This is a genomic window from Hydrogenophaga sp. SNF1 (assembly GCF_034421675.1).
Taxonomy (GTDB): Bacteria; Pseudomonadota; Gammaproteobacteria; order Burkholderiales; family Burkholderiaceae_C; genus Hydrogenophaga; species Hydrogenophaga borbori.
In genome coordinates this window covers 1,062,169-1,085,607 of sequence record NZ_CP139793.1, presented here as the reverse complement: position 1 = coordinate 1,085,607, position 23,439 = coordinate 1,062,169, and the positions used below count along the sequence as shown (strand labels likewise).

At 66.2% G+C, this 23,439-nt stretch carries 23 protein-coding genes and 1 pseudogene; 13 read left to right on the top strand and 11 right to left on the bottom strand.

The features are described from left to right. Window positions 1-287: 287 nt before the first annotated feature. Window positions 288-1,439: a phospholipase D family protein gene (locus SOM08_RS05285; protein WP_322470188.1), complete on the bottom strand. Its 1,152-nt coding sequence runs from the start codon at window positions 1,437-1,439 to the stop codon at window positions 288-290. Window positions 1,440-1,625: 186 nt separating this feature from the next. After that, window positions 1,626-2,777: a hypothetical protein gene (locus SOM08_RS05280; protein ID WP_322470187.1), complete on the bottom strand. Its 1,152-nt coding sequence runs from the start codon at window positions 2,775-2,777 to the stop codon at window positions 1,626-1,628. A 114-nt stretch (window positions 2,778-2,891) separates the two neighbouring features. Between SOM08_RS05280 and SOM08_RS05275 the strand changes: the two genes are divergently transcribed. Then, entirely contained in the window at window positions 2,892-3,155 is a 264-nt protein-coding gene (locus SOM08_RS05275; protein WP_322470186.1) for a helix-turn-helix transcriptional regulator, read from the top strand. Window positions 3,156-3,214: 59 nt separating this feature from the next. Here SOM08_RS05275 and SOM08_RS05270 read toward each other — a convergent pair whose 3' ends face one another. From SOM08_RS05270 to SOM08_RS05255, 4 genes are all read right to left on the bottom strand, one after another. Continuing rightward, complete coding sequence (locus SOM08_RS05270) at window positions 3,215-4,936, bottom strand: recombinase family protein (RefSeq protein WP_322470185.1); 1,722 nt, start codon at window positions 4,934-4,936, stop codon at window positions 3,215-3,217. Beyond that, the gene (locus SOM08_RS05265) at window positions 4,936-5,319 is read right to left on the bottom strand and encodes a DUF2924 domain-containing protein (RefSeq protein WP_322470184.1); all 384 of its coding nucleotides are present in this window, start codon (window positions 5,317-5,319) and stop codon (window positions 4,936-4,938) included. The genes SOM08_RS05270 and SOM08_RS05265 overlap by 1 nt, the downstream gene beginning before the upstream one ends. After that, window positions 5,316-5,708, bottom strand: coding sequence for a DUF3489 domain-containing protein (locus tag SOM08_RS05260; RefSeq protein WP_322470183.1), 393 nt, complete (start codon window positions 5,706-5,708; stop codon window positions 5,316-5,318). Before SOM08_RS05260 ends, SOM08_RS05265 begins: the two co-directional genes overlap by 4 nt. Window positions 5,709-5,885: 177 nt before the next feature. Further along, window positions 5,886-6,644, bottom strand: a complete 759-nt coding sequence (locus tag SOM08_RS05255; RefSeq protein ID WP_322470182.1) for an IclR family transcriptional regulator domain-containing protein — start codon at window positions 6,642-6,644, stop codon at window positions 5,886-5,888. A gap of 175 nt (window positions 6,645-6,819) precedes the next feature. Between SOM08_RS05255 and SOM08_RS05250 the strand changes: the two genes are divergently transcribed. From SOM08_RS05250 to SOM08_RS05220, 7 genes are all read left to right on the top strand, one after another. After that, window positions 6,820-8,082: an aromatic ring-hydroxylating dioxygenase subunit alpha gene (locus SOM08_RS05250; RefSeq protein WP_322470181.1), complete on the top strand. Its 1,263-nt coding sequence runs from the start codon at window positions 6,820-6,822 to the stop codon at window positions 8,080-8,082. A gap of 4 nt (window positions 8,083-8,086) precedes the next feature. Continuing rightward, a complete protein-coding gene (locus SOM08_RS05245; RefSeq protein WP_322470180.1) occupies window positions 8,087-8,563 on the top strand; it encodes an aromatic-ring-hydroxylating dioxygenase subunit beta in 477 nt (158 codons plus the stop codon). Continuing rightward, window positions 8,560-9,585, top strand: a complete 1,026-nt coding sequence (locus tag SOM08_RS05240) for a 2Fe-2S iron-sulfur cluster-binding protein (RefSeq protein ID WP_322470179.1) — start codon at window positions 8,560-8,562, stop codon at window positions 9,583-9,585. Before SOM08_RS05245 ends, SOM08_RS05240 begins: the two co-directional genes overlap by 4 nt. Window positions 9,586-9,667: 82 nt before the next feature. Continuing rightward, window positions 9,668-10,642 (top strand): tripartite tricarboxylate transporter substrate binding protein, encoded by a 975-nt coding sequence (locus SOM08_RS05235; protein ID WP_322470178.1) that lies wholly within the window; start codon window positions 9,668-9,670, stop codon window positions 10,640-10,642. A gap of 23 nt (window positions 10,643-10,665) precedes the next feature. After that, window positions 10,666-12,402 (top strand): thiamine pyrophosphate-requiring protein, encoded by a 1,737-nt coding sequence (locus SOM08_RS05230; protein ID WP_322470177.1) that lies wholly within the window; start codon window positions 10,666-10,668, stop codon window positions 12,400-12,402. A 52-nt stretch (window positions 12,403-12,454) separates the two neighbouring features. Beyond that, on the top strand, window positions 12,455-13,912 hold the full coding sequence (locus SOM08_RS05225; RefSeq protein WP_322470176.1) for an aldehyde dehydrogenase family protein: 1,458 nt from the start codon (window positions 12,455-12,457) through the stop codon (window positions 13,910-13,912). A gap of 76 nt (window positions 13,913-13,988) precedes the next feature. Further along, window positions 13,989-15,026, top strand: a complete 1,038-nt coding sequence (locus SOM08_RS05220) for a porin (RefSeq protein ID WP_322470175.1) — start codon at window positions 13,989-13,991, stop codon at window positions 15,024-15,026. 108 nt (window positions 15,027-15,134) lie between these two features. Here the strand turns inward: SOM08_RS05220 and SOM08_RS05215 are convergent, their stop codons facing one another. Then, entirely contained in the window at window positions 15,135-15,500 is a 366-nt protein-coding gene (locus tag SOM08_RS05215; RefSeq protein WP_322470174.1) for a helix-turn-helix transcriptional regulator, read from the bottom strand. Window positions 15,501-15,595: 95 nt separating this feature from the next. On the opposite strand from SOM08_RS05215, the gene SOM08_RS05210 reads away from it, so the two are divergent. From SOM08_RS05210 to SOM08_RS05195, 4 genes and pseudogenes are all read left to right on the top strand, one after another. Next, complete coding sequence (locus SOM08_RS05210) at window positions 15,596-16,537, top strand: restriction endonuclease (protein WP_322470173.1); 942 nt, start codon at window positions 15,596-15,598, stop codon at window positions 16,535-16,537. A gap of 63 nt (window positions 16,538-16,600) precedes the next feature. Further along, window positions 16,601-16,939, top strand: a complete 339-nt coding sequence (locus SOM08_RS05205; protein WP_322470172.1) for a hypothetical protein — start codon at window positions 16,601-16,603, stop codon at window positions 16,937-16,939. A gap of 25 nt (window positions 16,940-16,964) precedes the next feature. Further along, window positions 16,965-17,426: pseudogene (locus SOM08_RS05200) on the top strand (NUDIX hydrolase); the annotation flags it as partial. Window positions 17,427-17,631: 205 nt separating this feature from the next. Then, window positions 17,632-18,057: a MaoC family dehydratase gene (locus SOM08_RS05195; protein ID WP_322470171.1), complete on the top strand. Its 426-nt coding sequence runs from the start codon at window positions 17,632-17,634 to the stop codon at window positions 18,055-18,057. A 28-nt stretch (window positions 18,058-18,085) separates the two neighbouring features. On the opposite strand, the gene SOM08_RS05190 is transcribed toward SOM08_RS05195, so the two are convergent. Together SOM08_RS05190 and SOM08_RS05185 are read right to left on the bottom strand one after the other, a co-directional pair. Continuing rightward, complete coding sequence (locus tag SOM08_RS05190) at window positions 18,086-19,279, bottom strand: FAD-dependent monooxygenase (RefSeq protein ID WP_322470170.1); 1,194 nt, start codon at window positions 19,277-19,279, stop codon at window positions 18,086-18,088. A gap of 13 nt (window positions 19,280-19,292) precedes the next feature. Next, on the bottom strand, window positions 19,293-20,258 hold the full coding sequence (locus tag SOM08_RS05185) for a tripartite tricarboxylate transporter substrate binding protein (protein WP_322470169.1): 966 nt from the start codon (window positions 20,256-20,258) through the stop codon (window positions 19,293-19,295). Between the two features lie 158 nt (window positions 20,259-20,416). Between SOM08_RS05185 and SOM08_RS05180 the strand changes: the two genes are divergently transcribed. Next, the gene (locus SOM08_RS05180; protein ID WP_322470168.1) at window positions 20,417-21,196 is read left to right on the top strand and encodes an IclR family transcriptional regulator domain-containing protein; all 780 of its coding nucleotides are present in this window, start codon (window positions 20,417-20,419) and stop codon (window positions 21,194-21,196) included. A gap of 132 nt (window positions 21,197-21,328) precedes the next feature. On the opposite strand, the gene SOM08_RS05175 is transcribed toward SOM08_RS05180, so the two are convergent. Beyond that, window positions 21,329-22,345, bottom strand: coding sequence for an NAD(P)H-quinone oxidoreductase (locus SOM08_RS05175; protein WP_322470167.1), 1,017 nt, complete (start codon window positions 22,343-22,345; stop codon window positions 21,329-21,331). Beyond that, window positions 22,342-23,379, bottom strand: coding sequence for a LysR family transcriptional regulator (locus SOM08_RS05170; RefSeq protein ID WP_322470166.1), 1,038 nt, complete (start codon window positions 23,377-23,379; stop codon window positions 22,342-22,344). The genes SOM08_RS05175 and SOM08_RS05170 overlap by 4 nt, the downstream gene beginning before the upstream one ends. Window positions 23,380-23,439: the final 60 nt, after the last annotated feature.

The window sequence follows — 23,439 nt, the reverse complement described above, 5'->3', positions numbered from 1 at the left end:
ACCGAGAGACGCCGTCGACGCTCCTATGCCGAGGTCAGCGCGCGCGGACGATTTACGTATGTCTACCCATGACCGCTGCAAGACATGCTAGCCGACCTACAGCGGACGACGATGAACGCATTGAGGAGGGCCGGGCAGAACGACCGTCACGATGCCACGAGACACATTTCGGGCAGACGTACCTTGGTCTTCTAGCGGCGGCTGGTTGGCTTACAGCAGTCATTTAAGCTGAGGTCCCTAAGGACAGCAGCCGCTGCGAGGCCACCTCCCGCGATCCAATGTACGGTTCAGGATGGCTGCTTTGCAGCCTTTCCGTAGGCCCGCCAGATTATCGTGTCAAGTTCGGCGAGCGTCTTGGCTGGGTAGCGTGGATTCTGCAGCAACGACGCGCGCAGCTTCTTCGATAAGTCCAGATAGCGCCCGCCCTCAGTTGCACCGCGCGGTGCTCTGAAACGTATTGCCTTCATGTAGTCCATGACCGGCTGGTTCAGCAGCGGGTACTCGGCAGGGAAGGCGAGACAAAGCATTTCCGACAAGAACGCCCGGCGGGTCTCGACGCCCTGCGCCGCCAAGCTGTCGATCTCAAGTACAACTGCGTCATCGCGGTCTGCCGCATCAGTTCCTAGAATGCGAAGGAAGCTCTGACTCAACGCCTGAAAGTCGCTGCTTTTGCCGCGACGCTCCCACCCGTCGCCCTGCAGACGGTTCCCAACATGCCAGCTCCAAAAATCAGGCAGTCGTTGGAAGAATGTGGCGGAGTCGATCGTGCCGTTCGCGCAGTTGCGGAAAAGACGCAGCAAGGGCTCTCGGGTTGCCGCATAGCGGCGCATCTGTTTGCGCCGCGCCTTGATGAGGTCAGCGATGTCCGGTGGGCTAGGAAGCGGCAGGACTTTTGTGGCGGTAGGCGCGCCAGGACGCTTCCCTGCTGAAGTGGGGCGCTGCACCGGGCTCTCCTGATACGTGGCGAGCCAGTCTCCTGATACGACGACTGAATTCCTTTCGATCTCCTTCACCCACGCTTTGGCTTCTGCGAAGGTGGACGGCGTGATCTCGGTACTGATGTTCGCCTCATAGTTATTCTCGAACGCCGCTCGCGTGAGATTGGACGAGCCGACAAGCGCATAGCATCTGCCGTCGCCTTCTTGCCAGAAAATCGCCTTCGGGTGAAACCCCAGAATGTTGTCCGCGACCATAAACTGGGTCTTCCGCGCTGCTGGAAGCCACTTCATGACTTTCTCGCAGGCGGCTTTTCTGGTGATGCCGAAGTCTTTACCGATGATCAGGCGGAAGTGCCGGCAGCCCTTACTGAGCCTAAGCGTGCTGTCCCAATCGGTAAGGTAGGCCGACACGACAAAAAGGCTCACGGCATGACGGAAAGCGTGCGCATAGGCTCCCGTCAACTGATTTTCCGTGTTTGGCAAGTGCAGATGCAGTTCCAAGATTGGTCCTCCCGGGGTAGTGATACCCAGCTGGCGAGGGTAGCCGCAGATGGGGCACAACGACCGAAGAGTGGCCGAGATGGTGAGTTCGAAGCCTGGGTGCCACCCACTGAAGGCGCTGCATAGGCGTCGCCGGCCTTCTAATACAGCGGATGATATCGACCCATCGTGCAGCCCTAGTAGGGATCATCGAAGCTCCCTCAGCGACTTCTTCCCACCCAGCCGCTGGTACTCGGCATAGAACTTGGGGATCTGCTCCTGGCAGAACACGATCATCTCGCCCGCCTCTCGCAGGGTCATCTTGTTGACGTAGCCCGACACCCGACCGACCTGCTGCTCGCGTGCAATCGCCTTCTCGGCAAGTTCAATTTCACGGTGGCAATATGCGATCTGGCGCTCCTTTTCCGCCAACGACTTTGCCTTCTGCTGTGCCGCTTTTTCGGCCTCTTGAGCCTGGGCGTGCGCTTGAGCAGTCCGCTGCGCCTCTTCAAGACGAACCTTTGCGACACCAATCTTGCCATCCGGGTCGTCGCCCTGGTAGTCGGCAATGAAGGCCTCAATAGCCGCGACACCCTGCATCGAGTCGAACCGGGCCCGGTACTCCGCGAGCCACAATTCCCGCTTCACCCCAGACAACTGAGGAATGAGGTTGTCTGGGTCATTGCCGGCGTACCTGTCTTCAAACGCCTTGATCGACGCAAGCGACCTCTTCGCGGCCTCGAACTCTCGGCGGTACTCGGCCAGCGCCCGTTGCTCCTGCTCCTTGAGCTGATTGGCCTGGTGCTGCTCAAGCGCCGCCAGGAGGTTCGACTGCTGCACCGCCTCGTACACCGCAGCCCGCCTCAACACCCGGTACCGCGGATTCGCCGGGTATGGCGCGAAGAACTCCGAAGAACACGGATCTCCCCCGCCCGTCCCATCCGAAGACGTGCAATGGATGTAGAGCTCTCCCTGAAGGAACTGCCCCGTGGATTGCATTAGAGGCGCCCTAAGGCTCAGCACCTTCCCGTCCAGGTCGGCATAGAGCACTTCCTGGCACAGCGACTCGTCCGCAGGCTGCACGGCCGCACGCCATTCGCCGCGCGAGAACAGCCCGGCGCTGGACGTGTCGCGGTACAGGCAGGCCTTGAGGAGCTTCGCGTTCTGCGTCGCCTGAGTTTGCCTGCACCCGGCCCCGACGCAGATGGTCCGGCCCGATGTGCCTGGCTGCGCCGGGTAGTCAATGCGCCAGCCTTGAGTGGACTGGGCGGACTGCGCTGATGCCGACCCGAATGCGCCGAGACAGGCCGCCAGGGAGAGCGCGTGACGGCAAAGCTGGTGTTTGAGTTTCTGGTTCATGCTTGTTCTAGAAAGGATTTGGGACGGCCTGCCGCTCACTGCCGTCATGGAGCCGTTGTTTTTTGTACCATATATGCGGGTGCATAAACAGTTCACTCCGAAGAGATTCTTCGGATGCGCGCGACCCAGAATCTCGACCTCATGAAGGCTTTCGCGGCCGAGGTCAGGGCTCGGCGCCACGCGCTGGGTTTCTCCCAGGAAGAACTGGCCCACCGCGCCGAGGTCAATCGCACCTTCGTGGCCAAGGTCGAACTCGCCCAGAACCAGCCCACCCTGACCGTTCTGCACAAGTTGGCAACTGGCTTGGAGATCGACTTGCCGGAGCTGCTGCGCCTGGCAGAGGCGCGCTACGCCAAGCTTCGCAAGGCCAGCAAGTAGCGGGTTGAGCTATTGGCGGCCGCCTCGACCAGCCGTCAGTGGTGGGCGCTCAGGACAGCTCATGCACCCACCCCCGCGTTCATCCCCGCATTCATCCCGAGCACCTGCCGCTGCGCGGCCCAGTCCTCCGGGAACGGCACCGAGGTGAGCAGCCTGGTCGTGTTGATCTCTGCCGGGTGCTCTCCCCGCTCGATCGCCTGCACGATGTCGGGCGCCAGCAGCGCCACGTTGATCACCCGGTTCACGTAGCGCACGCTGAACTTCTCGCGTTCGGCGATTTCTTCAATCGCCTGCCCTTCCCGGGTGAACTGCTGCAGCCAGGTCTTTCCCTTGGCCATGAGGGCCAGCAGCGTGGGATCGGGCTCGCGCTTGATCTCGCCTGGGGCGCTGTCGCCGATGACCAGGCGCACGGCCATGCCGCAGCGCTTGCGCTGGGCCGGTACTTCGATGAGGGCTTCGCCCTGCCCTGCTCCCAGATTTGCCCCGACTTTCTGGAGCCCGCAGCCGACCAGGTCCAGGGTGATGCGCACGGTGGTTTCTGCCACCTCGATCTGGCGCACGGCGCTGGCGATCTCCGCCTTCGGTGAGAGCTGCACGGCCAGGTGCAGCCGCTTGGCCGCTTTCAGGGCCTCCTGGGCCCACACTGCGTCCTTCCAGCCCACGGCATCGAGCACCTGCTTGTCGCTGCCCGTCCAGTTCACGATGGCCTGGATCACGAGCTTTTCCAGCTCTCCTGCCGGCAGGCGGATGGGGTCCCCCGGGTCATCGGCCGGGGTGACGTAGTACCGGTAGCGCTTCTTGCCCTTGCGGGTGTGGGAGGGAATCAGCCTTCTTCCCGTCTCATCCACGAGCTTGCCGGCGAGCAGGCTCGGATCTACCGCCTTGGACTGGGTCTTGGTGCCCTGGCGGTTCAGTTGCAGTCGCTGCTGGACTTGGTCCCACAACTCCTGGTCGACGATGGCTGGGTGCTGCCCCGGGTGGTTCTCTCCCCGGTGCGGCACCAGCCCCACGTAGATGGGGTTGCCCAGGATGCGGTACAGGTGCCCCCGGCTGAAGGGCTTGTTGCCCGTGAACCCGGCCCGTTTGTTCTCCCGCTCGGCCGTGAGCCAGCCGCGGGTTTTTAGCTCCGCGGCGACTTTGCGCACGCAGTTGAGCTGCAGATAGAGCTTGTAGATCTCGCTGATGCGGCTGGCGTGAGGCTCTTGGGGCTCCAGGGTTCGGCCCTTGGCCCGGTAGCCCACCGGGGGTACTCCTCCCATCCACAGGCCCTTGCGCTTGGAGGCGGCGATCTTGTCGCGGATGCGCTCGCCTGTGACTTCTCGCTCGAACTGGGCAAAGGACAGCAAGACGTTCAGGGTCAGCCGCCCCATGGATGTGGTGGTGTTGAACTGCTGGGTGACCGAGACGAAGGACACGCCCTTGGCGTCGAAGAGTTCAACCAGCTTGGCGAAGTCGGCCAGTGACCGGGTGAGCCGGTCGACCTTGTAGACCACGATCACCTTGACCTTGCCGGCCTCCACGTCGGCGATCAGGCGTTTCAAAGCTGGGCGCTCCACATTTCCTCCGGAAAACCCGCCGTCGTCGTAGGCGCTAGGGTTCAGCGTCCAGCCCAGGCCCTTCTGGCTCAGGACGAAGGCTTCACAGGCCTCACGCTGGGCGTGCAGGGAGTTGAAGTCCTGTTCCAGACCTTCCTCGGAGGACTTGCGGGTGTAGATCGCGCAGGCCAGGGCCGGGATGGCCGCTGAGGAGGACAACGACGAAGAACCAGAAACCTTGGCCATCAGCGCTTCAGACCGAAGAAGGCGGGGCCGGACCAGGGGGTGCCGGTGATGGCTCGGGCGATGGCGCTCAGGCTGGTGAACGTCTTGCCGGCGTATTCGAAGCCCTGGGGCAGAACGAGCACCTCATGGGTGGCGCCGCGCCACTCGCGCAGCAGGCGGGTGCCGGGGCGCAGGGCTGGGGACGCGGGGTGAGCAGAGGTGGGGTGGGCGGGCCGGGCCTGTGAAATCTTGGCGCCGCAGGCTTGGACCTGGGCGTGCCAGGCCAGCACGCGGCGCATCAGGCCGGTATGCACGCGAGGCGGGGGTTCGCGGTCAAACGCGGATTTCCAGTGCGAGACCAGGGCATCGCGCCCGGCGGCGTCGAACGAATCGAGGTGGTTCATTGGGCCTGCGCCTCCACGATGCGGTAGACCCGAACGCCCTCCTCCATCTGGTACTGGACATTCAGGCCCAGGCGCTTGCGAAGCGAGCCGCTGAGCATGCCGCGCACGGTATGGGGCTGCCAGCCGGTCAGCTTGATCATTTGCGCCATGGAGGCGCCCGTGCCCAGCAGGATGATCAGTTGGGACTGCTTGGTTGCGGGAGCTGGAGTAGTTGCCGCTTCAGGGGCGGCAGCTCGGGTGGCTGGCGGTTTCTTGGTGGGCTTAGTGGACTTGGCCGGCGGCGGCTTGGGCTTCGCAGCGCTTCGAGCGGACGCTGGCCGGGGCGACTTGGCGCGGCTCTTGGCGGCTGGAGACTTGGGCTTTGCAGAACTCGGCTGGGTGCGTTTCATGAAGAACTCCTGCGCCAGACAGCGGCGCAGGGGTAGTAACGCTCTACCTCAGCAGGGGTTCAAGTTCAGAAGGCAGTAGCCGTGGTGAATCGTCTGGATTCGGCCAGCGCGCTTGCCTCCCTGATCGAGTTCATCGATATGGCGTGCCATCGCCGCCCAAAACCCACATTGCTGGCATCACAAGAGGGCTGAGAGCGATTTGGCGCCCTCCAGCAAAGGTGGCAGAAGCTGCTCCACCATCTGCTCACGCGTCATTCGACCGGACTGCACACTCGCCGTCATTGCCACATCCACCCGACCATGCGCATTCGGCACGGGCACGGCGATGGAGCGCAGGCCGATCTCGTACTCCTCATCGCTGATCGAATACCCCTGTTCGCGCGCCTGGTGCACCGCCTCGAGCACCGCACTCGGCGTAGCGCGCGTGTGCGGCGTGAACTGCGTAAGCGGGCTGTGACCGAGCAGCAGCAGCACCTCGGCGTCGCTGCGGTGCGAGAGCAGAGCGCGACCAGCAGATGAGCAGTACGCCGGCAGCCGCGTACCCACCCCCACCGTGGGCGAAAACACGCGGCGGCTCTGTGAGCGCGCCACGAAGACCACAGCGGTTTCATCAAGCACTGCCACCGACGTCACCTCGTCGGTCTGCCAGCCTACCGTGTCGAGCACTGGCTGCGCCTTGCGCGGCAGCGGTGCACCCGACAGCAGCCCATACCCAAGGCGCAGCACACGCAGATCGAGCGAGAAGTGCTTGCCGTCGTAGTCGGCATATCCCAGCTTGGTCAGTGTGAGCAGATAGCGCCGTGCGGCGGCACGCGTGAGCGAGGTGCGCTCGGCGACTTCGGTCAACGTGAGGCGCGCGTGCTGGCCGTCAAAGGCCTCGATGACGGCCAGGCCATGCTCCAACGAGGCCACGAAGTCGCGTCGGTCCAGTTTCATGCGATGACTCCATAGATGTGCGCATTGCGGACTTTATACCAATCATCATTGCTATTGCTGGATGCCACTTCGATAATTACCTCGCAGATTGCGATATATCTGTTTGTGCGCATTGCGCACTTATGGAGACGCATTGGAGCTGCACACCTGCTCCACGAACCACTTTCGAGACGACATGCAAGAAGCACCCATCGACATCAGCGGCCTCACGGCCCAGCGGACTTGGCCCGACGGCGGCCTGACTCGCATCCCCTACTGGATCTACCGCGACGAAGCCATCCGCCAGCGCGAGCAGGACCGCATCTACCAGGGCGCCACCTGGAACTACCTCTGCCTAGAGGCCGAGTTGCAGCGGCCCGGCGACTACATCAGCACCTTCGCCGGCGAGACGCCGGTGGTGGTCGCCCGCGACCGCGACGGCGAGCTCTACGCGTTCGAGAACCGCTGCTCGCACCGCGGCGCGCTGATCTGCCTGGAGAACGCGGGCCACGTCGAGAACTTCTCCTGCGTCTACCACGCCTGGTCCTACGACCTGCAGGGCAACCTCACTGGCGTGGCCTTCGAAGGCGGCGTGGGCGGCAAGGGCGGCATGCCCGAGGGCTTCTGCAAGGAGGCGCATTCGCCGCGCAAGCTGCGCGTGTCCACCGTCTGCGGCCTGGTGTTCGGCAGCTTCAGCGACGAGGTGCCGCCGATCGAGGAATACATCGGCGAGGCCGTGCTGGGCCGCATCCAGCGCGTGCTGCGCGACAAGCCGCTGCAGATCCTGGGCCGCTTCACGCAGGCCCTGCCCAACAACTGGAAGCTGTACTTCGAGAACGTGAAGGACAGCTACCACGCGAGCTTGCTGCACCTGTTCCTCACCACCTTCGAGGTCAACCGCCTCACGCAGCGCGGCGGCCTGATCGTCTCGGAAGACGGCGGCAGCCACGTGAGCTATTCCATGATCGACAAGACCGAGGAGGCCGGTTCGGAGTACCGCGACCAGGGCATCCGCTCGGACAACGAGCAGTACCGCCTGAACGACCCCAGCTTCCTCGAAGGCACCGACGAGGTGGGCGACGGCATCACGCTGCAGATCCTCTCGGTGTTCCCCGGCTTCGTGCTCGGCCAGATCTGGAACAGCATCGTGGTGCGCCAGGTGTTGCCCAAGGGCGTGGACGAGACGGCGCTGAACTGGACCTACATCGGCTTCGCCGACGACACGCCGGAGATGCGCTATTCCCGGCTCAAGCAGTGCAACCTGATCGGGCCCGCGGGCCTGGTCTCGATGGAGGACGGCTGCGTCGGCGGCTTCGTGCAGCGCGGTACGGTCTCGGCGCAGCACGACACCGCCATCGTGCAGATGGGCGGCACCAGCACCGAAACGCAGGACACGCGCGCCACCGAGGCGTCGGTGCGCGGCTTCTGGAAGGCCTACCGGGCCCACATGGGGATCTGAGCCGATGAACCGCTTCGAACTCCACATGGCCGTGAGCCTGCTCAACGCCGCCTACGCCGACTGCATCGACGCCGACCGGCTCGAGTCCTGGCCGGACTTCTTCACCCCCGACTGCTTCTACAGCATCACCACGCAGGAAAACCACGCGCGCGGCTGGGACGCCGGCCTCATCTTCGCGGACTCGCAGGGCATGCTGAAGGACCGCGTCTCGGGCCTGCGCGAGGCCAACATCTACGAGCGGCACAGCTACCGCCACATCGTGTCCATGCCCGCCCAGGTGGCCGCCGAAGGCCAGACCGTGCGCACGCGCACGCCCTTCGCGGTCTACCGCGTGATGCGCAACGGCACCAGCCAGGTGTTCGTCACCGGCTGCTACCACGACGAACTGCGCATCGAGGGCGAGGGTGAGCTGAAGATCGCCCGCCGCGTGGTGGTCTGCGACAGCTCCGTCTTCGACACCCTGCTGGCCATTCCCCTGTGAGCGCCGCCGTGTACCGCATCACCACCGCCGACGAGGCCCTGGACTTCGAGTGCGCCGCGCACGAGTCGGTGCTCGCGGCCGCCGAGCGCGCTGGCTGGGCGCTGCCCGCGTCGTGCCGCGCGGGGGTGTGCGGCAACTGCGAAGGCGATGTGCTCAGCGGCCGTTTCGTGACGCCGGGTCGCCAGGACCTGGGGCCGGAACTGGAGGGCCCCGCCTCGCGGGTGAAGTTGTGCCGCGTGCGGCCGTGCTCCGACCTGCGCATCGCCCCGCGCGAGGTGCACCGGCGCGACCTGGCGAGCGAGAAGCTGATCGCCGCCAAGGTGCTGCGCATCGAGCGCCCCGCCGCCGAAGTGGCCGTGCTCAAGCTGCGTTTTCCGGCCGGCGTGCGCGCCCGTTTCCGTGCCGGGCAGTACCTGCGCGTGCTGCTCGACGACGGACAGGAGCGCAGCTTCTCCATGGCCAACCCGCCGCAGCAGAGCGATGGCGTGGAACTGCACATCCGCTACCTCGAAGGCGGGTGCTTCGCCGAGCAGGTCTTCCACCAGTTGCAGCCAGGTGACACCGTGCGTGTGCGCCTGCCCCTGGGCGACTTCTACTTGCGCGAGGGCGAGGCCCCGATCGTGTTCCTCGCGGGCGGCACGGGCTTCGCGCCGGTGCAGTCCATCCTGGAGGAACTGCTGAAGAAGGGCACGCAGCGGCGCCTGCACCTGTACGTGGGCGCCCGAACGCCCGAGCTGCTGTACCGCCACGCGCTGGCCCAACGCTGGGCCGATGCGGGCAAGGCGCGCTACGTGCCCGTGGTCTCCGCGGCCGCCGCCGCCGAGGGCGGCTGGAGCGGACGCACCGGCCGCGTGCACGAGGCGGTGGTGCAGGACCTGCCCGACCTGTCCGGCCACGAGGTCTACGCCTGCGGCTCGCCGGGCATGGTGGCGGCGGCGCGCGACACCTTCGCGCAGCACGGCCTCGACCCGGCCCGCTTCTATTGCGACGCCTTCGCGCCGTCGCAGGACGTGGCCATGTAAACGCATCTTTTTCGCGGAGACCGTCCCGACGGCCTCCCCCCATCCGATCCCACCGACCCCCGACAACACCGGAGACAACCCCATGAACCGCCCCCTCACCCGCATCGCCCTGTGCGCCGCCGCGCTGCTGTCCTTCGCCCTGCCGGGCGCCGCCCAGGAGACCTACCCGAACAAGCTCGTCACCATCGTCGTGCCCTTCCCGGCGGCGGGCACCACGGACTCCATCGCGCGCATCGTGGCCGACAAGCTGCGCGTGAAGTTCCAGCAGCCCGTGATCGTGGACAACAAGCCCGGCGCGGGCGGCAACATCGGCGGCTCGCACGTGGCCCGCGCAGCGCCCGACGGCTACACCCTGTTCGCCAGCCCGCCCGGGCCGCTCGCCATCAACTTCAACCTCTACAAGAGCATCAACTACGACGCGCGCAAGTTCGTGCCGATCACCACCATCGCCAACATGCCCAACGTGATCGTGGTGGGCCCGTCGGTGAAGGCGCGCACCTTGCAGGAGTTGATCGACTACGCCAAGGCCAACCCGGGCAAGCTCAGCTTCGCCTCGCAGGGCAGCGGCAGCACCTCGCACCTGACCGCCCTGTACTTCGAGAACCGCCTGGGCATCAAGATGGTCCACGTGCCCTACCGGGGCTCGGCGCCGGCGCTGACCGACCTCATGGCCGGCACCGTGGACCTGATGTTCGACAACGTGACCACCACGCTGCCGTACCACCAGAGCAAGCGCGTGCGCATCCTCGCGTCGGCCACCAAGACACGCGTGGGCTCCATCCCCGACGTGCCGACCATGCACGAGGCCGGCGTGCCGAATTTCGAATCGGGCACCTGGGTCACGCTGGCCGCGCCCGAAGGCACGCCGCCGGCGATCGCCCAGACCCTGGCCAGGGAGGTCGCGGCCATCGTGAAGATGCCCGACGTGGTGAAGCAGTTCGAGACGCTCGGTGCCGATCCGGTGGGCAGCACGCCCGAGGCCACGGGGACGATGCTGCGCGAGGAGTCGGCCCGCTGGAAGAAGGTGATCGACACCGCGAAGATCACGCTGGACTGAACCCGGCACACCAGGGGCTCGACATGAACCAGGCATTGCCGGCGGACGCCGCCAGAACCGTGCTCACCGAATCCGTGGCCGAGGCCTTCCTCGTGCTGCTGAAGGACCGCGGCGTCGACCATTTCTACGTGGGCGCGGGCACCGACACCGCGCCCGTGATCGAGGCCTATGCGCGGGCCGCCGAGGCTGGCCTCGTGCTGCCCAAGCCGGTGCTCATCGCGCACGAGAACCTCGCCATCGGCATGGCGCACGGCTTCTACATGGTGGCGCGCCGCCCGCAGGCGGTGATGCTGCACGTGAGCGTGGGCACGGCCAACGCGGTGTGCGGACTGTTCAACGCGATCCGCGCGCAGGTGCCGCTGCTGCTGGCCGCGGGCCGCACCCCGTGGTTCGAGCAGGGCCGCACCGGCTCGCGCACGCACGAGGTGCATTGGGCGCAGGAGATGTTCGACCAGGGCGCAATGGTGCGTGAGCTGGTGAAGTGGGACTACGAGTTGCGCGATGGCCACCACGTGGCCGAGGTGGTGGACCGCGCGCTCGGCGTGGCGGGCACCGAACCACGCGGGCCGGTCTACCTCACGCTGCCGCGCGAGGTGCTGGCGCAGCCGCACGCCGCCTGCCAGGTCGGTGCGCAGGCGCCGGTGGCCTCGGCCGCGCACCCCGACCCCGAGACGGTGCTGGCGCTGGCGCGGGCGCTGGCCGCGGCCGACTGCCCGGTCATCGTCTGCACCAGCAGCGGCGCGGACCCGCGGACCGTGGCGCAGCTCACCGAACTGGCGGACCGCTTCGGCATCGGCGTGGCCGAGAACCGGCCCCGCTACGTGAGCTTCCCGTCCTCGCATCCGCTGCACCTGGGCTACGACATGGGCGCGGTGCTGCCGCACGCCGACGCGCTGCTGTTCCTGGAAACCGACGTGCCCTGGATTCCCGCCGTCACGTCGCCCCAAGCCGGCGCCTTCGTCGCCCTCGCGGGCAGTGACCCGCTGTTCGAGCGCTACCCGATGCGCAACTTCCCGGCCGACCTGTGCATCACCAGCAACGCCAGCGCGCTGCTGGCCGCGCTGGGTCCCGCGCTCGAAGCCGTCGGCGCGCACCAGCAGGCCGAGCGGCGCCGCCAGCGCGCGCAGGCGCTCGCTGCGGCGGTGCGTGGCGAGATCGCGGCCCGCGCGCAGCGCGACGACGCGCGCGGCGGCGCCATCAGCAAGCTGTTCCTTTCGCGCTGCCTGGAGGCCGTGCGCCCGCGCGACGCGATCGTGGTCAACGAGTACTCGGCCATGCGCGAGCAGATGGGATTCGAGGAGGCCGGTGGCTTCTTCCAGTTGCCGTCCTCGGGCGGGCTGGGCTGGGGCCTGCCCGCCGCGCTGGGCGCCCGGCAGGCGGCCCCTGGCCGCACCGTGATCTGCGTGGTCGGCGACGGCGCCTACCTGTTCGCCAACCCCGCGGCCTGCCACCACGCGGCCGCCCTGCACGGCCTGCCCGTGCTCACGGTGGTCTTCAACAACGAAGGCTGGGAAGGCGTGCAGAAGGCGGCCACCGGCATGTACCCGCAGGGCCACGCGGCCCGGCAGGCGCAGGCAAGGGCGCCGGAGCCGCTCTCGTCGCTCAAGCCCGTGCCCGACTTCGAGCGCTACGCCGAGGCCTCGGGCGGGTACGGCGAGCGCGTGACGCGGCGTGAAGACCTCATCCCCGCGCTCCAGCGGGCCCTGCACGCGGTGCAGGTCGAGGGCCGCCAGGCCCTGCTCAACGTCATCGGCGAGTAGCCGGCGCCGACCCGAACGAACCCCGGGGCGCAAGCCCCACGAAAGGACATCCATGGAGCACCATCCGATGCGTGCCGAGGCCTTGCGCGCCCTGCGCCTGGACGACACCCCCGCGATGCTGTCGATCGACGGCCAGGCGCGTGAAGGCGACAGCCGCTTCGAGGTCATCGACCCGGCCACCGCCAGGCCGTTCGCGACGGCCCCCGAAGCCTCGCTGGCCCAGCTCGACGAGGCCGTGGCCGCCGCGCGGCGGGCGCAGTCGGCTTGGGCCGCCCGGCCCTGGGCCGAGCGCCGCCAGCGGCTGCTGGCCCTGGCGGACCTGCTGACCCAGGACCTGGAGCCGCTGGCCTGGCTCATCACGTTGGAGCAGGGCAAGCCGCTGCCGCGCGCCCGCGACGAGGTGGCCCGCGCGGCCTCGCAGCTGCAGCGCCTGGTCGCGCTCGACGTGCCGGTGGAAACCTTGCGTGAGGATCCGCAGGGCCGCGTCGAGCTGCACCACCGCCCGCTCGGCGTGGTGGGTGCGATCACGCCCTGGAACATGCCGCTGGTGCTGTGCGTGCCGAAGATCGTGCACGCGCTGCTCACGGGCAACACCATCGTGGTCAAGCCCTCGCCCTACACGCCGCTGAGCGCCTTGCGCTTCGCGCAGCGGGCGCAGGCCCTGCTGCCCGCTGGCACGCTCAACATGGTGTCCGGCGGCAACGAACTGGGCCGCGCGCTCGCCGAGCACCCGGACGTCCAGAAGATCAGCTTCACCGGCTCGGCGGCCACCGGCAGGAAGGTCATGGCCAGCAGCGCCGGCACGCTCAAGCGCCTGACGCTGGAGCTCGGTGGCAACGATGCCGCCATCGTGCTGGCGGACGCCGACCCCGAGGCCATCGCGCAGGCCCTGTTCCAGGCCGCCTTCGCCAACAGCGGGCAGATCTGCATGGCGATCAAGCGCCTGTACGTGCACGCCAGCCTGCACGGTGCCGTGTGCGAGGCCCTGGCCCGGCAGGCCAGGGCGGTGGCCGTCGGCGGCGGCTTCGAACCCGGCGTGGTGCTTGGCCCCGTGCAGAACGCCGCGCAGCACCGCATCGTGATGGGCATCCTCGACGACGCGCGCGAGCGCGGCGCGCGCTTCCATTCGGGCGGACACGCGCTGGAGCGCGAGGGCTACTTCATCGCGCCCACCGTGGTGAGCGACATCGCGGACGACAGCCGCCTCGTGGCCGAGGAACCCTTCGGCCCCGTGCTGCCGGTCCTGAGCTTCCAGGATGTGGACGAGGCCGTGCGGCGCGCCAACGCCAGCGCCTACGGACTCACGGGCTCGGTCTGGGGCCGCGATGTCCGGGCCGCGGCCGGCGTCGCCGCGCGACTCGAGGTCGGCACGGCCGGCGTCAACCAGCACCTCTGGCTCGACGCGCAGATCCCGTTCGGGGGCGCCAAGCAATCGGGCCTGGGCAGCGAATACGCCGCCCAGGGCCTCAAGCACTACATGCAGGCGCATGTGGTGAACGTACCGGCGTGAGGCCGCCGCCGCGCCAGGCGCGGGCACACCTCGATCCACCCATCCCACGACACCCACCCATCGGAGACACACCAACATGAGGTTCACCCCACTGCGCGCCATTCCCTTCGCGCTGCTGCCCCTGGCCGCGGCGGCCCAGACGTCAGGCGTCGAGCTGTACGGCCGCATCGACCTGAGCGTCAACGCCATCAAATACCAGGGCGAGTCCGGCACGCGCCAGACCCTGAGCAGCGACACCTCGCTGTTCGGCCTGCGCGGCACCGAACAGCTCGGCGGTGGCCTGTCGGCCTACTTCAAGCTCGAAAGCGGCTTCCAGGCCGATACGGGCATGCAGACCAACCCCACGACCTACTTCAACCGCGAGTCCTACGTGGGCCTGCGCGACAACGCGCTGGGGGCGATCCAGCTCGGCTCGCAGTGGAACCCCTTCATCTTCGTCACCGGCAAGAGCGACCCCTTCGCCCGCGCGCAAACCGGCGCGCAACTGTCGATGCTGCAAGGCCATGCGGTGCGCGGCTACACCCCCATGCTGCCCAATTCGGTGCAATACCTCTCACCCACGCTGTTCGGCGGCCTGAGCCTGCGCGCGCTGGCCCAGATGCGCGAAGGCACGGCGAACAAGAACATCGCCGCCAGCGCCGAATACGCCGCCGACCGCCTGTACCTTGGCCTGGCGATGGACCGCATCGAGGTCGCCACCAGCACCATCGGCGCGCCGGGCGCGGGTTTCGTGCACAGCCAGACCACCGGCCTGGGCGCCACCTACCGCTTCGACGGATTCAAGCTGTTCGGCTACCTGCAGCACAACCGCGTGGATGGCCTGGCCTCGGCCAAAGGCTACCTGCTGGGTCTGACGGTGCCCGTAGGCGTGGGCGAGTTCCGCGCCTCCTGGATCCAGAACGAGCGCGCCACCGGTGACGCTTCCCTGCTCGCCGTGGGCTACGCGCACAACCTGTCCAAGCGCACCATGGTCTATACCTCGGCTGCCCTGCTGAACAACAGCGGCGCCTCGCGCATCGCCATGTTCCCCTCCAGTCAGGACATGGGCACCCGCGTGCCGGCCCTGGGACAGGACTTGCACGGCCTCCAGCTCGGCGTGCGCCATACGTTTTGACCGAAGGGGGCAGGTCGCCTGCCCCCGGAGAACTCAAAGGATGGCAAGGTCACGATGGAGGCGAGGTGGCTTGCCCCAAGCTGGTCGGCCGACCTGCCCTCGTCAGCTCTACGGAGCTTTGCCCTGGGCTTTCACCAGCGTCTTGACCAGCTCGAGCGCCAGGTGCTGGTATTCAGGAGTCAGCGCCCTGAAGTACTTGCGCATCTGCATGGCTTCACGGGCCATGTCCTCCGGCAACACCAGCGAGGCGTCCTTGGGGCCAGATAGCGTCTTTCCTTCCGCCATGGCGTACATGGCCGCCAGACTGGTCCCCAAGGCCTTGGCGATGGCCTTCAGGCCGTCTTCCGTAGGTTGCTGCAGTCCCCGCTCCACCCGGGAGAGGTTGCTCGCATCCGTCCCCGCATCGAACGCCAAGGATTCCAGGCTGACTCCCCTTTCGTTGCGTAGCGCTCGGATGACTTTGCCAATCTGCATGGCCGCGGATTCTTGAAAGTTCGCGGCGATTGCACAAAGCGCCTGGCGCCAAGTGCCATCTAGAATTGGCTGATAGCGCCAATCTTCATCACCAGATGACCTCCTCCGCCAACGCACCCGCTCTGACAGGGGCCGCCCTCTACGTGCCCAAAATCGTGGCCGTCCTGCGCGAGCTCGGCGGCAAGGGAAAAACCAGCGTGGTGCGCAGCACCATCGTGGATGAGATGAGCGCCAAGGGGGAGGAGATTGACGAGACCGAGGTCTCGGGCGAGCCCAAGTACCAGAACGACATGCGCTTTGCCCGACTGCACCTGGTCAACGCAGGCAAGCTCGAACCCATGGACATCTCCGGCCGCGGCTACTGGCAGCTCACTGCAGCTGGATGGGATATGCCGCTGGACAATGCAACCGCCCTGTCCGTCTGCGGGAAGGGTTCCTGGGCCTCGGCAAGTCCGGCGCAGCTGCAGGAACCGACTCAGGACGAGCTGCCGGGGGTGGCGCTTGGTGACCTGGCGTTGCGCAACGTGCTGCTCTCGCTCTCTGACATCGGCTTCGAGCGGCTGTGCGCGGCCATCATGACGGCCAATGACGCCGAGGCCATCACTGTGACGGGGAAAGCAGGCGATGGCGGCATAGACGGCACGGCGACGTTCGCCGTGGACTCCTTGGCACTGGTGTCATTCCGGGTCGCCTGGCAGTGCAAGAAGTACGCCCCGGGGAACAAGGTGCAGCCTGCTGAAGTTCGGGAGTTTAGAGGGGCACTGGACCATGGGTTCCAGCACGGGATCTTCTTCACCACCTCGACTTTCACCATCAAGGCCGAAGAGGAGGCCCGCCGCCCCGGGCAGGTACCGATCCAGCTTGTGGACATTTCCCGACTGATCGAGTTGCTCAAGACGAAGGGGCTGGGGGTGTCCCCCGGGTTATCGATGGTGGATAAGCAGGCATACACCATCGACCATGCCTACTTCGAGAAATTCAAGGCCAAGGGCCTGAGCGGGTGGGAAGGCAAGATGTTGTTCGGAGCAGCCGGCTGAGGAGTCAGCTCGATCCATTGAACGCCCGCCCGGCCCGCCCCAAGACATGGAAGGTGGAAGAAGATGTGGCTGATCACACCGGTGGGATTCTTCAGCGTGGTGCGCAAGCCCACGGATATCAAGAACAAGACGCTCACGGTTCGCGCGCGCGTGCGCTCAGACCTTGAAGCTCTCAAAGCGCAGTACCTGCCCGAGCTGGGATCTATTCAGGAGAGCAAGGTCAACGACTACCGGTATCGGGCTGTGGCGCCCCAAGCGGCCGTCGCCGCGGCCATGACCCGCCTGATCAAGGACTTGGACTACGCCAACTTCAAGGACGAGGTGAAGAAGTGCCAGGGAGCGGATCGCGCGCACCTGTACCACGACGTCTGGGACGTTCTGTACGGGCTTCAGCGACAGTAGGCGAAGTGCGCGCAAAGGTCGAGACATGCTGAAGCCAGGCAAATCAGTGCTCCATCCGCGGCTCGATGACCGAGGTAAGCCGGTCCTCATCCTGAAGCCGAGCTGCCCATCAGACTTGGCGGCCTGGTCCGACCCGAACGCCACTGCCTGCGTGGTTCCTGATGGAGCCATGCCCGACGAGGTCAATGGCATCCCCATTACACGATGGCTGGATGCGCCAACCACCGAGGCTGGTTGGGAAGTACTGGCGAGGCAGCACCAGATCGAAGAGCCGGATTTCATCGTGCCCGGCGGCTACAAGCCGGCCGCTGGCGCGGTGATCTGCGAGGCGGATGGGCGGATCTGGCTCTTGGTGCCGAGCAACGCGTACGGGGGCTACCAGGCCACCTTCCCCAAAGGCACCATTGAGGGCAAGACAGCCCAGGCGACCGCGCTGGTCGAGACCTTTGAGGAAGCAGGCCTGCGCATTCGCTTGGTCAAGCACCTCCTCGACGTCAAACGCAGCCAGAGCTACACGCGTTACTACTTGGCCGAGCGCGTGGGCGGCAGACCGGCCGACATGGGCTGGGAGTCGCAGGCCGTGATGCTGGCCCCACTCCACCACGTCGGATCACTCCTCAATAGTTCTCACGACACGCTGATCCTGAACCGGGTTGTGTCTGCGACGTGGTGCTCACGCTGCCTGGGCTACCATGAAGCATCAGGCATCGACATCCGCCAAGCGCACGCCTGGCAATGCGCCCCTAAGCGGCCTGCCCCATGCCGCGCTGGACATGCCCACGCTGGCGCAGGCGGCCCTGCTCTACCGGCTCAGCGGCGACCAGAACCCCCTCCATGCAGACCCCGGCACCGCCCGACGGGCGGGCTTTGAGCGACCGATCCTGCATGGGCGCTGCACCTTCGGCATCGCCGCGTGGGGCCTTGTGCGGCTGTTCTGCCCCGACGCCCCCGAACGGCTGACCGCCATGCGGGCGCGCTTTTCCAGGCCGGTGTTTCCCGGCGAAACCCTGCGACTGGAGGTGTGGCTCGACGGCGCGCAATTGCACTTCCAGGCCCTCGTGCCACAGCGGTCGGTGTTGGTGCTGTCAAATGGCGTGGCGCGTCTGGCGCCTGCCTGAATCCGCAGCGCGCATTCGCAGACCGACGCTACGCCGCGACGCCGTCGAGATTGAGGAACTGCAGCGTTTCCTTCTCGATGTCGTAGTCGTAGAGAGAGCGGCGCAGTTGTGCTGAGTTGGCGATCTCCTTGTCGCGCTGTGCCAGGTCTGCGTACTGGGAGTCGTAGCGCATACCGTTCTTGCGCGCCTCGGACTGCACCATGGACGTCCGCGGCCGGCGCAAGGCCTCATAGCGCGTCAGCGCGTCTTGCACCGACAAGCCTCGCTCGCATGCCTGCAGGATGACGGCCAGGGCCGTTCCATCCTCGATCGCCTGGTTGGCGCCCTGCCCAAGATGCGGCAGCATGGGGTGGGCCGCATCGCCCAGCAACGCCAGACGCCCGTTGACCCATTTGCCCAGCGGTCGGCGATCGAACAGGCCCCACCAGAAGCAGGACTCGACCTTGTCCAGCAGACAGGTCACGCGCGGATCCCAACCCGCAAACGATGCGGCCAGCTCATCGCGGTCTCCCACCGCCGACCACGATTCGATGGTCTGGTTTGCGGTGGGCACGAAGCCGACATAGTTCAGCAGTTCGCCGCTGCGCACGGGAAACACCATGAAGTGCTTGCCGTCGCCCATCCAGACCTGATGCGCCTCGCGCCGCCATTCGGGCACTTTGTCTGCGGCGACAAGGCCGCGGTAGGCACGAAAGCCGGCGTACTCAGGCGCAGAAGGTCCCACCACGTACTTCTGCAGCACCGAGTTGATACCGTCGGCGGCAATCACCACATCGGCATGGGCCACATGCCCGTTTTCGAAGCTGACGCGTGCGCCGGACTCGTGCTGAGCGAAGTCAACACACTTGTGGCCCGTGTGAATCACGCTGGCAGGCAGCGAGTCGGCCAGGGTCTTGAGAATGTCGGCCCGGTGCATGCCGTACATGCCATTCCAGCCCGACGAATCGGTGGTAAGAATCTTGCCGACGACCGAGCCGTCCATACGGTAATACTCCGAGCCGGAACCGACCTTGGCACCGACGCGAGCAAGCGCCTCGCCCAGGCCCATTCTCTCCATCTGCCGCAAGCTGTTCGGGTAGATAAAGATGCCTGCGCCCACCTCGCGCAGTTCGGCCGACTGTTCGTACACTGAGACTCGAATGCCGCGATGGCGCAGCGACGCGGCGGCCGCAAGGCCGCCCATGCCACCGCCGACGATGGCCACATGAAGTTGTCGAGTCATTTCAGAACGTCCTTCAATTGGAGGTCTTGGCAGCAGGGCGCAGCAGCGCACTCACCGCCTGGAATTCGTTGGCAATCTCGTCTGACAGGGCGCGACCCGAACCCCATTCCTGCACGATGCCGGCCGGCAGCAACTGGGCCGAAATGCCAGCATTGCGTGTGACCTCTTCCAGGGCAGGAACGATTGTGTCCACCACGTTCCTGGGCACACCGGCCGGCATGAAGAAACCGAACCACACACCCAGGATGTCGGCCTTGTAGCCGAGCTGGCGCAGCGTCGGAATGTTGGGGAACTCGGGAAAGGGCGAAGAGATGGCCAATGCGCGCAGATTGCCGCTGCGAATCTGGGTGCCCAATGCACCCAGCGCGAGGATCACGCCCTCGATATGCCCGCCGAGCAGATCGGTGACGGCAGGCGCAGCGCCCCGGTAGTTGACCGATGTCAGCGATGCGCCAGTGGCCGAATTGACCAGTTGGACGCTCACGTCGCCCACAGAGCCCGGGCCGGCATTGCCAACACGCACGCTATTCGGCGCCTTGGTGGATTGCTCGACCATGTCCTTCAAGGTCTTGAACGGGGCGTCTCTGTGCACCACCAGCACCGAAGGGCTGCGCGTCGTGAGAGCGAGCGGCACCAGATCCTTCAAGGGGTCGTAGTTTGCTGCCTCGGGTTCGATGACGCGCCGAATGGTCATCGGGCTGTTCTGGGCGTACAGCAAGGTGTAGCCGTCCTTGGGCGCACGAATGACGGACTGGGTGCCCAGAGATCCTCCCGCGCCCGGTCGGTTCACCACCGTGATGGTGGCATTCAGCAGGCGCGACAGCTCCTGACTCATGAGCCGCGCGGCGCGGTCCGCCGCGTCGCCGGCCGCCAGTGGCGTGACCAGGCTGATGGGCTGGCTGGGATAGTCGTTGGCATGTGCGCCCAATGGCGTGGCCATCAGCGAAGCAAGCCCCAGGAGTTGTCGTCTCTGAATCATTGGTATGGTCTCGCGTGTGTTGCGGATGTGCGCTCGTGAGGCCGCGAACTGCACCGGGCCTGGCTCGCATGCAGACGGGTCTCAAAGCAGCCTCGAATTCTGGTCAGGGCCTGCCGAGCACACAACTCGGTTATGCGCAATGCGCAAATAATCCGACCATGACTGCCGAGCAGCGTTCGCACCCTCGCGACTTCGTGGCCTCGCTCGAGAAGGGCCTGAAGGTGCTGCTGTGCTTCGAGCGCAAGCATCCCAGGCTCAACCTGTCGGAGGTTGCGCGCCTCACGGGCTACACACCTGCTGCCACCCGCCGCTTGTTGCTGACGCTGCAAGAGCTGGACTACCTTCGCAGCGACGGCAAGTGGTTCTGGGTCGCACCTCGAACCTTGCTGCTTGCCCGGCCCTACCTTTTGTCCAGGCCGGCGCCACAACTGGCGCAGCCCGTGCTCGACACGCTGGCCGATCGCACCCGGCAGTCGGCCTCGCTGGGGGTGCTGCTCGATCAGGAAATGCTGGTGATTGCCCGATCCACCGGCCGGCGAACGCTGTCCGCCGGCCTGGGCATCGGCTCCAGGTTGCCGATTTTTTGTTCGTCATTGGGTCGGGCCGTGCTGTCGATGATGCCGGCGCACGAAGTGGCAAGCCGCCTGGGCGCCGCCGATTGGCATGCCTACACGCCCAACACCGTGCAGAACCTGGCGGCCGCCATGGCACAAGTAGACCACTGTCGCACCAACGGGTGGGCGGAATGCAACGAGGAACTCGAGCTCGGCGTTCGCTCGATCGCGGTGCCGATCTCACGCCCTGCCGACGCGACCTGCGCTGCGATCAGCCTTTCGGTGCGTGCCGAACGCATGAGCATGGACACGTTTCGGATCACGCACCTCAACGCCCTGCTGGAAGCTCGGGACGAACTGCAATCGACAGTCAGGTTCGACTGACCTCCTCTCGACCCAGCGCCCTGGCGGCGGCGCGATGCGGCGCCAAAGGTGTGCGCAGATCAAGCCCGCCTGCCATCTCAACGCCTCGGACCCGCCAGGTTTGCTCGGCACCCCCGCAAGCATGCGCGTAGCTTACACGCTGCCCCCCGGCGCCGTGCTCAACAACAGCTTGCCGGCCACCGCGCCGCTCTCCAGCCGCCTGTGCGCTTCGGCAGCGTTCTCCAGCGGCAAAACCGCCTCGATTAGGGGCCGCACGCGGCCGCTGCCCACCAAAGGCCAGGCCACCTGACGCAAGCGACGTGCAATCAGCGTCTTCTCCTCGGTGGGTAGCGGGCGCAACAGCGAACCGGTGATCTTCGCCTCCTTGGCCATGATGGTGCGCAGGGGCGCGCTGAAGTCGGCGCCGTCGCCTGGGGCCAGGTGCACCATCCGCCCCCGATGCGCCAAGGCCTGCAGATTTCGCGCACCGTATGCTGCGCCGGCCATGTCGAGCACGACATCGACCCCACGCCCCTGTGTGAGACGCGCGACCTCTTGCTCAAAGGCCTGGGCGCGGTAGTGAATGGCCGCGGTTGCACCGAGGCCCATGGCGATCTCGCACTTGGCCTCTGAGCCGCAGGTTGCGTAGACCGGATGCCCGAGTGCGCTCAGCAGTTGAATGGCGACGCTGCCCACCCCGCTCGTGCCCCCATGGACCAGCACACTTTCGCCGCCCGCGAGTTGCGCCACGCCGAAGAAGTTGTGCCACACGGTGAACAGGGCTTCCGGCAGTGCCGCGGCCTGCTCGAGCGATATGCCCTCGGGCACCTCGAACGCGTGAGCGGCCGGCACACAGGCAAAGCGGGCATAGCCCCCGCCATCGGCCAGCGCGCACACCAATGTGCCCACGGCGATGCCGCGCACCTTGGCGCCGACCGCGCGCACGGTGCCGCTGACTTCAAGGCCCGGGATGTCGCAGTGGGCCGGTGTGGGGCCACGGCGGCGTTGATTGCAGTCGTGGCGATTGACGCCGGCGAAAGCGACCTCTACGAGGAGTTCGTCCTCTGCCGGGGTGGGCATGTCGGCGCTGCGCACCTGGAGCACCTCAGGTTCGCCTGCGGCAGTAATGAAGATTGCGGTGTTTCGTGTCTGCATGAGCGAAGCGTTCAACGAGAAGATCTGGCGGAAGAAGCGCGTGATGTGCGAGCCGCTCGCTTGACCGCCACCGGCGTCATTCGAAAGCCTTTGGGAAACCCACGCGGCAGATCACCGTCTGCCGTCGGCGTGGGACCAAGTGCGGTGGCGTGGAAACGATAGAACTCCTCCATGAAGAGCTCCACCGCACGCGACAAGGACCGCCCCCGGCGGGTCAGCACGCCAAGAGCGCGGGACACCCTGGGCTGGATCGGCACGAAGCTCAACCCCGCCGTGTTCATGAGGCTGCTTGTGAGCGCCGGCACGGCAGCCACCCCCAGGCCCGCTGCCACCATGGCCGCTGTGACGGAGATGTTGGCTGATTCGTAGCGTGGCTTGACGGCCAGGCCAGCCTTCACGAACAGACGTTCAACCATGGGACGAAGACTGCTGGCCGGCCCATTGGCGATGTAGGGACGCTGCTCGAATGCTTCAAGAGTCACACCTTTTCGGCGAGCCATGGCGTCTTGGCTTGAGCACAGCAGCATCAGGTCATCTTCGGAGAACGCCGTGAATTCAAAACGACTCCCGTCGCCTTCAGGTTCGTCGGGCGGGAGCGAACAGAATCCCACCTGTGCGCTGCCACTGGCGACCATGTTCAGCACGTCGGTTGCCACCACCGGCAGCAGTTTGATACCGACCTTGGGGTGCCGCTGCAGGAAGGCCTGCATGGGCTGGGGCAGCACAGCCGCGGCAACCGCAGGCACGCTGGCAATGGTGAACTCTCCTGTCCGCCCGGCTACGAATTCCGACAGATCGCTCAACGAGTCACGCAACTCGAACACGATGCGCTGAGCCACCGGCAAGAGTTCTCGCCCGGCCGCGGTGAGTTGCACATGCCGGGTATTGCGATCGAACAGACGCGTGCCGAGCTTGCTCTCTGCAGCTGCAATGGTGCGGCTGAGCGCAGGCTGCGATACGAAGCTTCGCTGCGCCGAGGCGCGAAAGCTCAAAGTTTCGGCCACATCCACCACGGCCTCCAGCTCCTGAATGCTCAATCGGGTGCGCACGCAAGAATCTCGCTCTTTTGATCCATTTTTGATATCAACGTGATCATATAAATGCACTTG

Coding starts and splice junctions, on each gene's coding strand:
- SOM08_RS05230 (WP_322470177.1), top strand. CDS start 10,666: ATGAACCAGGCATTGCCGGCGGACGCCGCCAGAACCGTGCTCACCGAA.
- SOM08_RS05190 (WP_322470170.1), bottom strand. CDS start 19,279: ATGACTCGACAACTTCATGTGGCCATCGTCGGCGGTGGCATGGGCGGC.
- SOM08_RS05220 (WP_322470175.1), top strand. CDS start 13,989: ATGAGGTTCACCCCACTGCGCGCCATTCCCTTCGCGCTGCTGCCCCTG.
- SOM08_RS05205 (WP_322470172.1), top strand. CDS start 16,601: ATGTGGCTGATCACACCGGTGGGATTCTTCAGCGTGGTGCGCAAGCCC.
- SOM08_RS05250 (WP_322470181.1), top strand. CDS start 6,820: ATGCAAGAAGCACCCATCGACATCAGCGGCCTCACGGCCCAGCGGACT.
- SOM08_RS05210 (WP_322470173.1), top strand. CDS start 15,596: ATGACCTCCTCCGCCAACGCACCCGCTCTGACAGGGGCCGCCCTCTAC.
- SOM08_RS05275 (WP_322470186.1), top strand. CDS start 2,892: ATGCGCGCGACCCAGAATCTCGACCTCATGAAGGCTTTCGCGGCCGAG.
- SOM08_RS05255 (WP_322470182.1), bottom strand. CDS start 6,644: ATGAAACTGGACCGACGCGACTTCGTGGCCTCGTTGGAGCATGGCCTG.
- SOM08_RS05245 (WP_322470180.1), top strand. CDS start 8,087: ATGAACCGCTTCGAACTCCACATGGCCGTGAGCCTGCTCAACGCCGCC.
- SOM08_RS05195 (WP_322470171.1), top strand. CDS start 17,632: ATGAAGCATCAGGCATCGACATCCGCCAAGCGCACGCCTGGCAATGCG.
- SOM08_RS05235 (WP_322470178.1), top strand. CDS start 9,668: ATGAACCGCCCCCTCACCCGCATCGCCCTGTGCGCCGCCGCGCTGCTG.
- SOM08_RS05265 (WP_322470184.1), bottom strand. CDS start 5,319: ATGAACCACCTCGATTCGTTCGACGCCGCCGGGCGCGATGCCCTGGTC.
- SOM08_RS05270 (WP_322470185.1), bottom strand. CDS start 4,936: ATGGCCAAGGTTTCTGGTTCTTCGTCGTTGTCCTCCTCAGCGGCCATC.
- SOM08_RS05180 (WP_322470168.1), top strand. CDS start 20,417: ATGACTGCCGAGCAGCGTTCGCACCCTCGCGACTTCGTGGCCTCGCTC.
- SOM08_RS05260 (WP_322470183.1), bottom strand. CDS start 5,708: ATGAAACGCACCCAGCCGAGTTCTGCAAAGCCCAAGTCTCCAGCCGCC.
- SOM08_RS05185 (WP_322470169.1), bottom strand. CDS start 20,258: ATGATTCAGAGACGACAACTCCTGGGGCTTGCTTCGCTGATGGCCACG.
- SOM08_RS05215 (WP_322470174.1), bottom strand. CDS start 15,500: ATGCAGATTGGCAAAGTCATCCGAGCGCTACGCAACGAAAGGGGAGTC.
- SOM08_RS05280 (WP_322470187.1), bottom strand. CDS start 2,777: ATGAACCAGAAACTCAAACACCAGCTTTGCCGTCACGCGCTCTCCCTG.
- SOM08_RS05225 (WP_322470176.1), top strand. CDS start 12,455: ATGGAGCACCATCCGATGCGTGCCGAGGCCTTGCGCGCCCTGCGCCTG.